This is a genomic window from Sneathiella sp., from assembly GCF_002694385.1.
Taxonomy (GTDB): Bacteria; Pseudomonadota; Alphaproteobacteria; order Sneathiellales; family Sneathiellaceae; genus Sneathiella.
In genome coordinates this window covers 518,324-534,119 of the sequence record NZ_NZMB01000012.1, presented here as the reverse complement: position 1 = coordinate 534,119, position 15,796 = coordinate 518,324, and the positions used below count along the sequence as shown (strand labels likewise).

The window sequence follows — 15,796 nt, the reverse complement described above, 5'->3', positions numbered from 1 at the left end:
CAAAGTCCTGTGCAGCCCTTTTATGGCACACTACACTCCTCTCAGGGTCGGTCGTTTGATCCTGTAATAGCAGGGAGTGTTGCAACATTGAATTCTCGTCTGTATCGCGCGGGCCGGAGGCCGAGTATCTTTCCGCGTCAGGCATCGGCGCTGATAACGGCCCGCCACAGGCCTGTCATTTCGGCGGCCCCGGGAATCTGCTGCATGGGCTGTTCGACAAAGCCGGTCTTGAGCTCACCGGTCAGGTCCGTCTCCCTCACCTTCGCCATCAGCTTTTCAGAAACAACCACATTTGCTCCTTCTGCGGCGGCTGATTTATCCATGCGGCTGACACGTCCGATGGCATATCCGCCAAGGCTGATGTCGGGCGCCTCCGCCGAACCGCCCGCCGTGACCCGCACGGTTCCGAAATCCGCGCAAACGCAGAAATCGGCAGCCTCACTCGACATCTCCTGCCGCACGACCCATCCGGCGAGTGCCGCCGCCAGCTCCCGCGCCGCACGGAGGCAGTTCTCCGCATCCCGCGCATCGCCATCGGGAAGCCCGAAGATGGCCATCACATCTTCATCCCCGAACTGTTCCAGATAGCCGGCATTGCGCACAACCGTCTTGTCAATCAGCTGATACACCGAATGGAGGAGTTGAACCGACCGCGTTGGGCCAAAACGCTTTACGGCCCGGCGGAAGCCGCGCATCCTGACAAACAGCGTCGCCACGCCCGCCTCATCACGCCCGCCGGACCGGACATCCCGCCCTGTCGGCGCCGACAATGTTATCTTTTCCCGCCGCAGGGAGGATTCCATAACCGGGATCAGTGATGCCGGTTTTTTATTTTTTTGGCCCGCGGTTCCACTTTCCCGCCTGTCCTTCTCGCGGATCGACTGTTCACCGGACTTTTCTTCCGCAGCCGTAGCCGGAGCAGCCGGCAGGACGGGCGCCGAAGGAAGATCCGGTTCGGGACGAGAGGGCGCATCGATCGCAGGCCGCGCAGCCGGCGCGGGAAGTTCGGGCTCCACACGGGCGGGCGCTTCTTCGGTGTCCGGCTTTCTATCCTCTTGCTCACTCTCACTCTGAGGAGTTTCCGTTATCTCATCATTCTCCCCGATGTCTGCCGCGTCATCCGGCTCCTCCGACAGGGGCGCCGCCTCCGCACCGAGGACCGGTTTGCTTTTTTTCTCATCTTCGCGAACGTCGGACGGCGAAGGACCAGACACAGCCCCCGTATGCGGTCTGTCTGTTGCAGGCTTTTTTATCACCGGCTCTGGTTTTTCAGCCGCCGCAACCGTCTGCAAGTCCGTTTCTTCATCGGCCGTGTCAAGGGTCAGCAGATCGTCCTCGGGCTGTGGCTCGTCTTCCGCGTCAATCACCGTCTCACGGACCGGCGCAGCCGCGGCAACGCGATCAAATGTCCAGGGCGCACTATACTCCGCATCTGCCGCCTCCTGTGCCGCTTGCAACGCCGCCGCCCGCCGGGTGGAAAGCTGCTTCGCCACCACCAGAACCACGGCACAGAGAATGAGGGCAAGCAATGGAAACGTTAGGCCGAGCCACAGGTTAAACGCAATAAATGCCTGAATATTGGCGGCCACGAACAAACCCGCCGCAATGACCGACAACAGAATAACCGTCCAAATGCGTCTGGCTGCCGCGAGCAGGGCGAAAAACAGCCCGATCAGCGCCAGCAGCAGGATATCCAGTACAATCACCTGCTGTGATCGAATCAGGGGATTGGAGCGTTTCAGATTATCAATCACATTGGCGAGAAATTCCGCTTCCGACAGGGCCGGATCATAGGGTGTTGCAAAGGCTCCGTTCCTTGCCGTGGGAGCAAAACCCAGCACGATCAGCTTGCCCTGGAGGCCGCTTGCCTCCGGTGCGCCATCAAGCAGGTCCGCAAATCGCGTCTGCCGATAGCTGCCGCCCGGACCATGATAATTGACCGCAAGCCGCATCTGGCTGTCCATCGGCAGATGTTCACTGTCAATTCGCAGCCCTTCCCCGAAATTCACCTCGACATTCGCAACGCTGAGGCCTGCGGCCCTCAAAAACGCCTGCATCGCAAGTGAGGGATAATACGCCCCGCCATAACCGACAACCGGATAGGCATACTGGCGCGACCGGGAGAACTGACGCGCATAGGTCACATGCCCCGGGGTCCCGGTGGACAAAATGGCCTCATCCGGCGCCTGATACCCGCCTGCCTCGACCGGGCGTTTGACGGCGGAGGAATCACGGGTTTTAAAAAGGCTGTAGGCGGTTCGCTGGACCGGAGTGGGCAAGGCCGCCCTGCTGCCCGCGGCCGGGGTCAGAGAAAAAACATAGGGAATAATGACATTGCCGCCAGTTGAGACAGCCGCGGCCATCGCTGTATAATCTGCAGCCTCCGCCGGTTTATTGCCGGGCGCGCTCTGTTTCATAAGCCGGGGATCAAGAACAACCGCCTTCGCCCCAAGACGGGACAGCGTCGCCATCCCCTCTCTCAGACGGGCGACGGAAAGCCCGCCGCTATCCGTCTCCATGTCCGCGTCCTCGATCAGGACCAGCTCAATCTCCGGATCTGCCGCAACAGGACCCCGCAGAAAAAAGCGGATATCAAGCAGTTCCCCTTCGGCAAACTGGATAATGGGTTTGTCCCGCAGGTTAACAAACGCGACAATCAGTGCCGCACAGATACCCAGAACGATCATCGCCTGGCTCATTCTGGTAATCGGGGAAGGAAGGCTTTTCGTCATTCTGTGCTACGCGAACCCGTCGGCGATAGGATTATCATTACTCGAAAATGTCCGGCTGATCGAAGGACTAGCCTAATCAGCATCCGACCTTTTGACTACTGTTTTTTCGCCCCTTAGCCGATTGACAATACCGACAGGAAGCCTTTACCGCAGCCCGCAAATTTGAAATACTGCGAAAGTCGGCAGATAACAAGCAACAACCGCCGACATCCCGCGGGAGGGGGACAAGATGACATCAGAAAATTACGTCCGGCTGCGACAGATTTGCCTTGCCGCCGCAAATATCGGCGAAGCGGAAGGGGCATTGACTGACATTCTCGGTCTTGAGGTCTGTCACCGGTCGCAACTTGACCAGTTCGGCCTTGAAAATATCATGTATGCCATCAACGGCAGTTTTCTGGAGGTCGTCGCCCCGACACGGGACAACACCGCCGTCGATCGTTTTCTCGCCCGCAATCAGGGCCGGGGCGGTTATATGGCTATCTTCGACAGCGCCAATGTCGCTCGGCACAAAGCGCTTGCAGAAGCCTCGGGCGTTGCCCCCATTTTCGAACGCTATGATGACCGGGCCGATCTTCTGCAATTGAACCCCAAAGCAACCGGCGCCACCATGCTGGAGTTTGATCACCATAAGGGGGGCGATGACATGATGGCAAAATATCACTGGGCCGGAGAGGGCTGGCAGGAGTATGTCAATACGGATGTGACCGGCGAAATTACCGGGATTGAAATTGCCGGACCCGAGACGGCCGCCCGCGCAAAACTATGGGCGCAGATTTGCGACCGTCCGGTATCTCAGGAAAACGGAGTGGCGCAAATCACCCTCGATTATGGAAGGCTGCGCTTTGTCCATAATCCCGGTGAAAAGCAGGATCTGTTTACCGCCATCGACCTGACGGCTAAAGACCCCACCGCCATGCGCGCCCGGGCGAAAAAAGCAGGCTGCACGGAGACGGAGCGCGGCTTCATCTGTTACGGCGTCGAATTTCGTCCCGTCAGGGCAGACTGATCCAACGGCGGCAATATGGTCGGATAACGTCGCCGCGAACAGGCTTATTCATGCACCAGAATATTCACAAGCCTGTTGAATGGATCGCGCGTGAACAGGCGGCGCACCCCCCATGGCTCATTGACCGGGCCATAAAGAATGGGAAAGCCCGCCGCGATGAGCTTGTCGTGAGTGGCATCAAGATCGTCCACCTCGATAGAGATATCCGGAACATCCGTGCCAGATCCGCCCTCTGTCGCAAAGCTGACCTGCGCCCGGGCAGTCCCCTCCCCGGCATAGGTGGCGATCCAGCCGAGATCCATCGCTTTGTCCAGCCCCAGCACATCGCCATAAAAGGCGGCGGCCTTTTGCGGGCTGCCCGTTGCAATATTAAGAACTATGCGTTTGACTGTCATGACATCCCTTCCCGTGCGCCGTCCGGCAGTTTTGCACCGGCCCCAGCCTAATAGCCGGACGGGGGGCCGTAAACAGTTGTAATCGTTTCTTTCCAGCCCGCATCAGTCCAGAAATCCTCCGGCCGTTTCACCTGTATGCCCCGCGCCGCCAGATCACTCCGGAAGATATCAATGATCAGGTCTGTTGTCAGATCTCGGCTGTGATCGTCATAGGCGGCCGCCTCCGCCCCGTCACGGAAACAATAACCCTTCCAGAGAACGGAAAGGCGTACTTTCGAATATTCGAGTTCGGCAACAATCCGCCCCTCATCCTCGACCTGCCAATGCCCCGCCTCCGTCAGGATCAGCCGGGCATGATGACCAAGGCCGGTATAAAGATCATGCTCCGCTTCCGGGCCGACGGCACCAACGCGATGGAACATATATTCATTATCCGCAAGGACGCAGCAATTGCTGTAGGGCGGACGCTCGGTCTTCGATGGCGCCTCAAACCCGTCCGGCCAGTATTCAAACTCTCCGCCTTCGCCGTCATAAAACCAGGTGATGGCCGACGCGACGGGAATGGCCCAGTCATGAAACAGGGTGGAATATCCCATGGGCGCCAGCATCCAGCTCGGCACCTCCCGGTTCTGCGCGCCGCGAAAGAACGGCAGATCCTGGTGCGGGGGCAGGCCGGCGGCGGGCAGGTTCAGATTTGTCATCATGGCGACAGGGCGAATGACTTCGGCATTAAAGGACTGCTGCGCGGCGGCGATAAATTCGGGGTTATGAAAGAACGGTTCCGCCCCGGCAAACACAACCTTGCCGCCCAGCGCCCAGAAGTTGCGGAACCACCCCCCGGAGGTTTCCCCCGTATTCTTGTGCACGGCGGAAAGCGTCTTGTAAGGGCTTCCTTTTTCTATCAGATCGACCACCGCTTCCGGATCGGAAAAAGCAGGGTCGAGACGAACCGGCGGGGCGAGCTGTTGTCTGGGCCGGACGATGGTGGCGGTTTGCATAGTGCCTCCCTTACTTATGGTTTTTCTAAACTATGCCAAAAACAATCGCGTCCGGCAATTGCCTCGATCCCGGTTATTCCGCCGCCGCCAATGCGCCCGGCGTCGGCGGTACATCCCGCCGGATACGCCCGGGCAGGATGAGCGCGGCAAGGGAGATGAAGACGGCCACAATGGCGACAACGGAAATAATGCCGGAAAACCCGGCCCCCGCCTCCAGAATATAACGGGCCGCCATCAGGGACAGCGCACCGATCACCAGATTGAGCATCAGCTTCACCGCCATTACCTTGGCCCGCCAGGCATCCGGCACATAATGGGAAATGACCGTATCGGTGATCGGTATCTGGCCGAACACGAAGCTCATCGCGACAAGGGTTGCAAAGAACAGCGCATAATCCGTTTGCATCGCCATGATGCCGATCAGGACCGGCTGCGCAAGGGCAATGAAAAACAGCACAGGCTTGATCCGATAGCTGTCAATCAAACGACCGACCAAAAGCTGCGCGAAAGCCGCAATAGCGTATACGAGCGCGGCCAGCAGCCCGGTTGTCGCCACATCCGAGGTCACGCCAGGCAGGCTGACCTCAAACATCCGCGGGATGATGAAGGTCATGGTTCCGAACACAAATCCGCCCGCCGAGGTAACCAGCATGATGGCGGCCAGCGCCCGCTTCCAGCCCGGACGGAAGCCGATGGTTTCTTTTTTCCCCGTCGTATAGGCGGGCACTTTCATGCCGCCCCGCCGGGCAAAAAAGAAAAAGGTTATCCCTGTCAGAACGGCCGCAATGCCGGGAATGATAAAGGCAAGCTGCCAGCTATAGCTGGCCAGGATAAAGCCGGTGATCAGTGGCGCGGCGGCAACGCCCATGTTGCCCCAGACTCCGTTGATGCCGATGCGCCAGCCGACCCGTCCACCGCCCTGCGCAATCATGGCGATGCCAACCGGATGATAGATGGAGGCAAACAGTCCAATCGCCGCAAGCCCGAGGGCAATCTGCAATGGCGATGTGGCGAAGCCGGTGACGATTGCAGACAGCCCCATACCGACAAAAAAGACTGTCATCATGTTGATGCGGCTCCATTTATCCGCAAGATACGCCGCCAGGGGCGCACCGGCACCGAACAGAATCAACGACGGGATGCCATAGGGAATCATGTCCGCATAGGCCCCATCTTCCGCAAGGCCGAACGCGATCCCGGCGCTGAACGCCGCCTTTGCGAAAATCAGCATGAAAAGATGGTCAAGAAAATGGCCAAAATTGAGATAGGTAAAGCGGAGTTTTTCTTGTGTCACGGGGATTTCCTGTCCGATATTGCGGCGTTTCCCTGGCCGGTTGCTGGCTGTTATTATGCTCTAAACTACCATGAAGGGAAATAAAGTGTCACAATAGTTTTGTTGTCCTTATGGATTAGTTTTTCTAATTCCAAAATTCCATTGCAAATCCGCGTCCGGGCCTTAAGATGTAAATTACTCATCGGGGTGCCATGATGGCTGAGAGGCAAATCGCCGACCCGCAGAACCTGATCCGGTTAGAACCGGCGGAGGGAATTGAGGCCGGTTCATCGTCATACCATGTAATTCGCGCCCCTTTCCCCGTAAAATGGAAGGAAAGAAGATGCGTGATGACAAGATACTGGCGCTATTGAAAGAGGTCGGCACGCAGCAGCCGAAGGTGCATTGTCTCACCAATACCGTTGTCCAGGCCCTGACCGCCAATACGCTTCTCGCGATCAACGCCATCCCGTCAATGTCCTCGGATGTCACAGAAGTCGCCGGTTTCACGAAAAGCGCGGATGCGCTTCTTGTCAATATCGGCACCCTTGACGGCGATTTAAAAACTTCGATCAAAGTGGCGATCGAGGCCGCGCGGGAGATTGGAGTGCCATGGATCTTCGATCCCGTATTCATAGACCGGTCAGCACCGCGCGCCACTTACGCGAAGAAACTGCTCGCGCTTGGTCCGGCGCTGATCCGCGGCAATGCGGGGGAAATCGCAACGCTTGGCTTGCCGCCCGTTGAACTCGCCCGGGAAACCGGCGCCATAGTCGCCATGACCGGCGTCACTGATCTTGTCACCGACGGAAGCGTGGAAGTCACCGTTGAAGGCGGCCATAAGCTGATGAGCCAGGTGACCGGTATCGGCTGCGCGGGAACAGCACTGCTGGCCGCCTGCCTCGCTGTCAGCAAACCGGACAAGCGGCTTCAGGCTGTAACGACCGGCCTTGAACTGTTTGGCAAAGCGGGAGAGCGGGCAGCATGTGAGAGCTCCGGCCCCGGAAGCTTCGCCTTTGCTCTTCTCGATCATCTCTATCAATTCAGTCAGACCAGCCTTCAGGAAAGGAAGGATTAATGACCTTAAAAACTGTTTCACGCCGGAATTTTCTTGCCACCAGCGCCGCAGGCCTCACCGCCGCGGGGAGCTTTGCAAGCCCCGCCCTCGCCAGCGGTGTGCGGGAATGGAAAATGGTCACCTCCTGGCCTAAAAACGCACCCGGAGTTGGCGTGACGGCAGAACGGCTTGCGCGGCGCATCACCGAGATGAGCGGCGGCAAACTTGCCGTCAAGCTTTATGCCGCCAATGAAATTGTGCCGCCCCTTGAAGTTTTCGATGCTGTTGGCCGGGGCACGGCGGAGCTTGCCCATACGGCCTCTTTCTTCTGGCAGGGCAAGGCGAAAGCCAGCGTTTTCTTCACCACCCTCCCCTTCGGCCTCGCCCCCCATGAGCATATGGCCTGGATTTATCAGGGCGGCGGGCAGGAGCTTTGGGACAGGCTCTATCAACCTTTTGATATCAAACCCTTTATGGCGGGAAATTCGGGCAGCCAGATGGGTGGCTGGTTCAAGGACGAAATCAATTCTCTTGCCGACATGCGGGGCGTCAAAATCCGCAGCGCCGGTCTCGGCGGCGATCTTTTCGAACAGCTCGGCGCGACCAGCGTGCTCCTCGCGCCCGGAGATATCTACCCCGGCCTGCAAAGCGGGCTGGTCGATGCGGTGGAATATCTTGGTCCCTGGAGTGACCGGGCCTTCGGCTTCTTCAAGGCCGCGCCCAATTACTACTGGCCGTCCTTCAACAAACCGAACGGCACGGCGGAATGCCTGGTCAACCGGACGGCCTATGACGGGCTTGAGGAGGATTTGAAGGCCGTCGTTGCCAATGCCTGTGCGGCGGAAAATGCCTTCGGACTGTCGGAGGCGGATTGGGAAAATGCCCGCGCTCTTCGCGAACTCGCCGGTAATGAGACGGTAAAAATTCGCGAATTCCCTGCCGACCTTCTGAAACGGGCCGCCGAAATCGCGCCCGATCTTATTCGCGGCTTTGTTACCGGAGATCCACTTGCCGAGGATATCCTCGCCTCCTACGAACAGGCCCGCACATTGTCGCGGGGCTGGTCGAAGGTCGGGCGGCAGGCATTTTTCGCCGCGCGGGATCTGTAAGGACAGGTAACCATTATGGTAAATATTCCGCTAAGCTGTAACCATTATGGTGTTTTTTCCACCCGCACCTTGTCAGAACGGCACCATAATGGTTGTTTTATATGGAATTCCGCCTTGACCCGCCTCTGCCCGCCGCTCACAATCCCGATCCCGACCAGGCGGACCGGGAAGAGGAGGAACAACATTCATGACGATCCAGAACGGCCTGATCATTCTTGGCGCCGTCATTCTCCTGCTCATTATTGCGGGCTATGGCGCACTGCATCTTTTCTACGGTTCCATTTACAGGTTCGATCAGACGGCAGATGGTCCTGAAAAGTACAATCTCGATGGTGTGCGCGAAGTGACATTTGCCTCCGAAGATGGTCAGCGCGTTGCCGCCTGGATCAAGCCGCCAACCGGAAATGCGCCGGTTATTCTCTATTTTATGGGGAATTTCACATCCATCGGCCCGTCTGTCGGTCGTCTGGCGCCCTTTCTGGATCAGGGATATGGCCTTGCCGCCCTCGTTTATCGCGGCTCCAGCGGGCAAGACGGCACCCCGTCGGAAGAAAATTTCGCCGCCGACGCCCGCGCCCTCTATGATCAGCTTGATGCGCTGATGGGCACCCCCGTGCCGTCGCAAAGCCGTATTGCCCATGGCTATAGCCTGGGAAGCGGCATCGCTGTCCGGCTCGCCACGGAACGTCAGATCGCCGCCCTCACGCTGGAGGCCGCCTATGCCCGTTTCTGCGATTATTTCACGGACAGATATTACGGCCTGCCCTTCTGTTGCCTCATGACACGGGAACGCTATGACTCCATGGATCGCATTGCCCGTATCAATGCGCCCCTCATCCAGTTTCACGGAGAGCAGGACAGTGCCATTTCAATGGCGTCGGGGGAGCGTTTGTTTGAGGCCGCGGTTCAGCCGAAGGAATTTCATGCCTATCCGCAGGGAACGCATGTGAACCTGGGAGAAGCCGGTCTATATCGGGATGCGGTGGCCTTCTATCGCACACATGTCACGCATGGCCGCCTCACCGATTGAGCAAAAGCTCGTTCACGATCTTGCCAATCTCGCCAATCGTCGGATCAATCATCATATTGAAGTGATCACAGTCAAAGACCATCACATCGATATTGCCTGAAATATATCTGTCCCAGCCGAGATAGGTCCCCGCACGGAGAAATTCGACACTCGCCTCGCTTCCCTTGAAGAGCAGCACATCCTCTGGATAGTCTTCAGGGCGATATCGACCTTCCGCTTCAAGATAGGCCTGGGTCATCCGTCTGCCGATCAATTCGTCAGGGATATGCTTCCCCTCTGCAAGCAGGGCCGAGATTTGCGCCATTTCATGCCGGGCGGCGCGGCTCTGCCATTTACGCAGAGGCCAGCGCAGCGCGAAGCCAAGACTCCAGTGGCGGGCCATCCAGATTTTTTCCAGCAGGCTGATACGGTGCGGTTCGATTTCCGGCGCCAGCGTGTCAAAGAAGATCAGATGGCCAACCTCATGCCCGGCACGGCGCAGCTGCTGCGCCATTTCAAAGGCAATCACGCCACCACCCGAATAACCGGCGAGATGATACGGCCCTTCCGGCTGGTTTTTGAGAACCGCCTCCACATAACAGCTTGCCATCTCTTCAATGGTTTGATGAATCTCCGCGCCCCCGTCCGAGCCGAGTGCCCGCAGCGCATAGAACGGCACGCGCGGATCGAGATAGCCGGAAAGAGAGCGGAAATTGAGCACATTACCACCCGCGCCATGCACCAGATACAGAGGTTTTATTTCTGCCGCCCCTGCCTTGATACGGACCAGCGGCGACCAGGCTTCTTCCTCCGTCGCCAGAGCGTCATCGGCCACGGCAACCTTCGTCACTTCCAGATTTCCTTTCTGGATCACCATATTGGACAGCAGTCGCAGTGTCGGCGCCTGGAACAGGGTGGCAAGCGGCAGATCGGTCGCATATTCCTTACGGATTTTCGCAAAGAGCCGCACGGCGGCCAGCGAATGCCCGCCAAGATCAAAAAAGTCCGCTTCTGGCTCCGGCCGGTTGACCCCCAGAAGCTCTGACCAGAAGGCTGCGATTTTCTCTTCCACCGTGTTGGCATAAACGGCCGAGGGGGCGCCATCTTCCACGGCTGCCCGCGCCGTCTTCTTTTTGCGGTTCGCACCAATGCGGGCCATTTCGCGCGCAATATCTGCCATGGAGGTCGGAGAGACAACCAGAGAGTTCGCATCGGAATTGAACAGGCGGTCAAAGACGGCCGCCGCCTCTGTTATGCCAATGCCTTGCGCGATCAGCACATCGACAAGCTGCTCGGACGTGCTGGCCTCATCAAACGACTCTCCCTCGATACGGCTGAGCGCGAACCCTTCCCAGATCATCAGCACCGTGCCGAGATCATCTGTGAAGATGACATCGAAGCTGGCATACCGGCCGGGCGTTTCCGCGACCAGCCGCGCGCGGGTTTTAAACCAGCGCGGCAGGGAGCCGAAAATGCGCAAGCGGTCAATGGACATGGGCGCATAAAACGCCCCTTTCCGGCCGATATCGGAGAGAAGATACAGCCCGATTGTCGCCGCCGTATCGGTCAAACCCGGATGCGCCGAATAATCTTTCAGGTCTGATGCGAAAGCCTCTGGCAAGGTAAAATCGGCTTCGATTTCGCCCCTGCCTGTGCGAATTTCCCCGATATTGTCCCAGCGAGGGCCAAAGTCGATCAATTCTCCTTGCGAATCCCGGCCACTGTAATCTGCAATGGCAAGAGGGCCCGTCGCTTGTAACGAACGGGGCGGGCGGCGGTCATAAAGCCGTTTCAGAATGATTTGCGCGCGGGCATGCTCTACCAGCGGCGCCTCCGCCGACTTGCTGCTCATCACCTGGAATTCAAATCCGCGTTCAGTGGGGGTCAGGGTCACAACAACCCGCATCCGCGCACCGTCCGGAAACACCATCGGACTCATCAGCGACAGGGAATGCAGTTCCCATTTTCGGCCCGCCGCCGCTGCGCTCATCGCGGCGCAGGCGATTTCCACATAGGCCGTTCCGGGCAGGACGGGCACCCCGCCGACCGCATGTTCATTCAGCACCCAAAGCGCCGCCGGATCATAATAGGACGTAAAGGAAAGTACCCCCTTTTCCTGTGTTTCCATCGGACCGAGCAGGGGATGCGGCCCTGCGGCAGTCTCATCCATATGACGATAGGCACGCGCCGCCATGCCGACATCGCGCCAAACGCCCCATGAAATGGCCAGCCCGTCACGACGCGCGGCGGCCAGGCTTTCAAGATAACTGTTCGCAGCCACATAATCGACCTGCCCCGGTGGCGCCGTGACAACGGAGGTCGAGGAGAAAACGGCAAAGAAATCCAGAGATCCGTCGGGGAGAAGCGCCGCCAGGTTGGCGCCGCCCGTCACCTTTGGCGCAAGCACGCGATGCGTATCCTTCAGGCCTTTGCCCAGCATGGGCGCATCATCCATAAGGCCCGCGCCATGGAACAGCCCGTCAATGCCTCCAAAGGCCTCCCGAATGGTCTCAAGAGCCGATTTGAGCGCCTGCCTGTCCGTTACATCGGCGGGAACAAACAACACCTCGCCGCCCGCCGCCTCAATCTCACGGATGGCCTGAATGGCAACGGACTGCGGTGAGACCGGAGACCGGGCCAGCAGTCCCTCCCATTCCGAACGAGGTGGGAAGGTCGAACGACCGATCAGGGCAATTTTCGCCCGCACCCGGACGCCCAGATAGCGGGCCAGCGTTATGCCAATACCACCCGCGCCGCCGGTAATCACATAGCGCCCGTTTTCTTTCAGGCGTTTCGGCACCTCATCTGCCGGGGATACGGGAAGCTTTTCAAGAGCCTGCGCATAGCGTTGCCGCCCCCGGAAAGCAATCAAATCATCGGATGTCGCGCCATCCTGTTCATCCAGAATGGCTTTGGCCAGCCAGAGCGGATCTTCCCCCGCTTCAATATCCACATACTGGCCATGCAGGCCCGGCACTTCGCGCGGCGCAACCCGGACCGGGCCGATCAGGGTGGCAAGGGCAGGATAGGGAACATCCTCTCCTTTTACGGAAACGCCGCCACTGCCAATAAAGGTAACCCGCACATCCTCCGCCGGATCAACGGACTGAATTGTCCGGACAAGACAGAACGCCGCATCAAACAACCCCGCCTGCCCGTCCACGGCAGACGCCATGGGCCAGCCATTGAGGATATGAACAGGCATCTCCCCAAGGGTTTCAAACAGGGTTTCGAAATCTTCAACGCTATCGGGCGCCACGCGGTATTCATTGTTTTCTTTGGAAAAACTGTCCCCCGGCCGGACAATGGCGACGCTCTCCCGTCGCTCCGCCAGCAACCGGGCCAGCGCTTCCGACACCGGATCCCCGCCATGAAACAGCAGCCACAGCCCGCCATGACGCACTTCCGCAGGAGGCACCGGCGCCAGATTCCAGCGCTTGGTAACAAACCAGTCATCCAGATTTTCACTCCGGGTCAGGTGAATGGCGCTGTCGGCCTCCACTTCGGCTGTCTCGGCCAACAGGCCTTTTCCGGGCTCGATCCAGTGACGCTCCTTGGCAAAGGAATAGGTCGGGAGGGACACCCGGCGGCCCTCTGTACCGGGAAGGGCATCCCAGTCAATCTCCCCGCCCGCCGTCCAGATGCGTCCCGCCGCCGCAAGAGCGCGCGCCATATCCTCATCCGCCTCTTTCGGTGGGCGACCGGCGGAAATGACGGCAAGCGGATCATATTTCCCGGCAGTCATCTCGGCGAGCGGCCCAAGTGTCTGCCCCGGCCCGACTTCCAGCAGGATACGGCCCGGTTTTTCCAGAACGGTTTCTACGGCATCGGCGAACAGCACCGTCTGCCGCAGATGCCTGACCCAATAGTCAATGGTCGAGAAATCCCCGGCCTCCGGCCAGCCGCCCCGCAAGGAAGAGACAAAGGGAATCTCCGGGTCTTGCAGATGAATTCCCTGAATGCCATTCCGGAAATTATCAAGCTGATCATCCAGAATACGGCTGTGGGCGGCGACATTGATACGCACCCGTGTCGCCTCATACTCCGTGCCCTTCAACCGGGTTTCGAGGGCCGCGACCTCCGCGACCTCCCCCGAAACGACGCACAGGTCCGGCGCATTCAACGCCGCGATATCCAGGGCATCACCGATCATTTCCCGCACTTTCTGATGCGGGGCGGGGATAATGCTCATGGCGCCCGCAGCGGCGGCATCCATCACCTTGCCACGCCAGACAACGACTTTCAGCGCATCGGCAAGCGACATCACCCCGGCGATGACCGCACCCGCATATTCCCCGGCGCTATGACCGAGAACGGCGGCGGGCTCGATCCCCCAACTCTGGAACATTCGGACATAAGCATATTCGAGGATAAAAAGGGCGGGAATGGCATAGCCGGACATTTCCATCCGCCCCCGCGCCTCCGCATCCTCCAGTGTTCTTTCAAACATGATTTCCCGCAAATCGGCCGGAGCATCCAGCGGAATTTGCGCAAAACAGTCATCAACGGCCGCACGGAAGGCGTCCGAAGTGGCCAGCAGCCCGGCCCCTGCCCCCGGATATTGCGCACCGCCGCCCGGAAACATGAACACAACTTCCGCCGGGCCTTTTTCCGCCATGCCATTCATCACATGAGCCGGCGCCTCCCCCCACAGCGCCGCCTTCAGATCATCTTGCGTTTTCGCGACAACGGCGCGGCGCGCCGAAAATTCCCGACGGCCGTGCCGCAGGGTATAGGCAGCATCGGCAAGGTCCGGCATGCCGGGCGTGTTGACAAACTCCCGCCATTTATCCCGCAATCCATCCAGCGCCGCCACATTGCGCGCCGAAAAGGGAAACAGTCGCCAGCTTTCCTCCCGCTGTATGGCAGGACGCAGCGGCGCCTCTTCAATAATCGCATGGGCGTTTGTCCCGCCAACGCCGAGGGAGTTGATCCCCGCCCGGCGGGGGACGGCGCCGCGCGGCCAGGGGCGGCGTTCCGACACCACATAAAAGGGGCTGTTCGCAATATCAAAGCGGCTGTTCGGTGTTTTGTAATGAAGCGATGCAGGAATGACCTCGTGACGCAGTGCCTCCACCACCTTGATCAGGCTGGTCGCGCCCGCCGCCGTATCCAGATGGCCAATATTGCTTTTGACCGAGCCGATGCCGCAAAAGCCTGTGCCGCCCGCCCCATAGACCTGCGACAGACCGGCCAGTTCGATCGGATCACCCACCGGCGTGCCCGTGCCATGCGCCTCCACATAGCTGACCGTTTCCGCGGGCACATTGGCAATGGCCAGCGCTTCGGCCGCCGCTTCGGCCTGCCCATCCACACTGGGCGCGAGATATCCGGCCTTCTGCGCCCCATCGTTATTGACAGCGGAGCCGATCAGCACCGCCTTGATATCATCCCCGTCGGCAAGCGCATCTTCCAGACGCCGCAGCACCACAAGCGCCGCGCCGGAGCCGAACACGGTTCCCTCGCTGTCATTATCGAACGGGCGGCACAGCCCGTCCGGTGACTGGATTTCGCCACCCGCGAATTTATAGCCATGACGATGCGGCAGCTCGACCGAGACTCCGCCCGCAATCGCCATGTCGCATTCCATGGAGAGAAGACTGGCCGCCGCGTGATGCACCGCCACAAGCGAGGTCGAACAGGCCGTCTGAATGGCAACCGACGGGCCCTGAAGGTTCAGGATATAAGATAGCCGAGTGGTGAGGAAATCCTTGTCATTGCCCGTGTGCCGCAACAGGAACATACCGATTTCCGCCACTAGATCGGGGTTGGTCAGCAGGTTGAACGGGAGATAGGCCTGCATGCCGGATCCGGCGAACACACCGATGCGCCCATCGAAATGCTCCGGCATATGACCGGCATCTTCAAGCGCTTCCCAGGCGCATTCCAAAAAATGCCGATGCTGCGGATCAAGAATGGAGGCTTCCCGCGGCGAAAACCCGAAAAACCCGGCATCAAAGCATTCCATGTCGGAAAGATAATTCGCCGCCCGCACATAAGCAGGGTCAGCCAGCTCTTTCGGGCTCACCCCGTTCGCAAGCATCTCTTCATCGGTGAACCAGCGCGTCCCGATGCGCCCTTCCGAGAGCAGATTCCAGAGTTGCGAGACAGTGCGGGCAGAGGGAAACCGTCCCGCCATTCCCACAATGGCGATCCGGTCAGATGCCTCTGCTGTCCCTGTATTATCTGTCATATCCTGCTTTTACCATGTCCG

General features: G+C 59.1%; 9 protein-coding genes and 1 riboswitch. Of the genes, 4 read left to right on the top strand and 5 right to left on the bottom strand.

The features are described from left to right. Nucleotides 1-137 precede the first annotated feature (137 nt). Complete coding sequence (locus CMN55_RS09190) at nucleotides 138-2,732, bottom strand: CHASE2 domain-containing protein (RefSeq protein ID WP_293949492.1); 2,595 nt, start codon at nucleotides 2,730-2,732, stop codon at nucleotides 138-140. 229 nt (nucleotides 2,733-2,961) lie between these two features. Here CMN55_RS09190 and CMN55_RS09185 point away from each other — a divergent pair, with 229 nt between their 5' ends. Continuing rightward, nucleotides 2,962-3,741 carry a VOC family protein gene (locus CMN55_RS09185; protein ID WP_293949491.1) on the top strand — a complete coding sequence of 260 codons (780 nt, stop codon included), beginning with the start codon at nucleotides 2,962-2,964 and terminating at the stop codon, nucleotides 3,739-3,741. A gap of 44 nt (nucleotides 3,742-3,785) precedes the next feature. Here the strand turns inward: CMN55_RS09185 and CMN55_RS09180 are convergent, their stop codons facing one another. The 3 genes from CMN55_RS09180 to CMN55_RS09170 all read right to left on the bottom strand — a co-directional run bounded on the left by CMN55_RS09180 (nucleotide 3,786) and on the right by CMN55_RS09170 (nucleotide 6,428). Continuing rightward, entirely contained in the window at nucleotides 3,786-4,136 is a 351-nt protein-coding gene (locus CMN55_RS09180; protein WP_293949490.1) for a VOC family protein, read from the bottom strand. A gap of 47 nt (nucleotides 4,137-4,183) precedes the next feature. Next, on the bottom strand, nucleotides 4,184-5,134 hold the full coding sequence (locus CMN55_RS09175) for a hypothetical protein (RefSeq protein ID WP_293949489.1): 951 nt from the start codon (nucleotides 5,132-5,134) through the stop codon (nucleotides 4,184-4,186). 73 nt (nucleotides 5,135-5,207) lie between these two features. After that, entirely contained in the window at nucleotides 5,208-6,428 is a 1,221-nt protein-coding gene (locus CMN55_RS09170; protein WP_293949488.1) for an MFS transporter, read from the bottom strand. A gap of 172 nt (nucleotides 6,429-6,600) precedes the next feature. After that, a riboswitch (TPP riboswitch) is annotated at nucleotides 6,601-6,700 on the top strand. Nucleotides 6,701-6,750: 50 nt separating this feature from the next. On the opposite strand from CMN55_RS09170, the gene CMN55_RS09165 reads away from it, so the two are divergent. From CMN55_RS09165 to CMN55_RS09155, 3 genes are all read left to right on the top strand, one after another. Next, entirely contained in the window at nucleotides 6,751-7,485 is a 735-nt protein-coding gene (locus tag CMN55_RS09165) for a hydroxyethylthiazole kinase (RefSeq protein WP_293949487.1), read from the top strand. Then, complete coding sequence (locus CMN55_RS09160) at nucleotides 7,485-8,573, top strand: TRAP transporter substrate-binding protein (protein ID WP_293949486.1); 1,089 nt, start codon at nucleotides 7,485-7,487, stop codon at nucleotides 8,571-8,573. The genes CMN55_RS09165 and CMN55_RS09160 overlap by 1 nt, the downstream gene beginning before the upstream one ends. A gap of 187 nt (nucleotides 8,574-8,760) precedes the next feature. Next, on the top strand, nucleotides 8,761-9,603 hold the full coding sequence (locus CMN55_RS09155; protein WP_293949485.1) for an alpha/beta hydrolase: 843 nt from the start codon (nucleotides 8,761-8,763) through the stop codon (nucleotides 9,601-9,603). Here CMN55_RS09155 and CMN55_RS09150 read toward each other — a convergent pair. Then, nucleotides 9,593-15,775 carry a type I polyketide synthase gene (locus CMN55_RS09150; RefSeq protein WP_293949484.1) on the bottom strand — a complete coding sequence of 2,061 codons (6,183 nt, stop codon included), beginning with the start codon at nucleotides 15,773-15,775 and terminating at the stop codon, nucleotides 9,593-9,595. The genes CMN55_RS09155 and CMN55_RS09150 overlap by 11 nt on opposite strands. Between the last annotated feature and the right edge of the window lie 21 nt (nucleotides 15,776-15,796).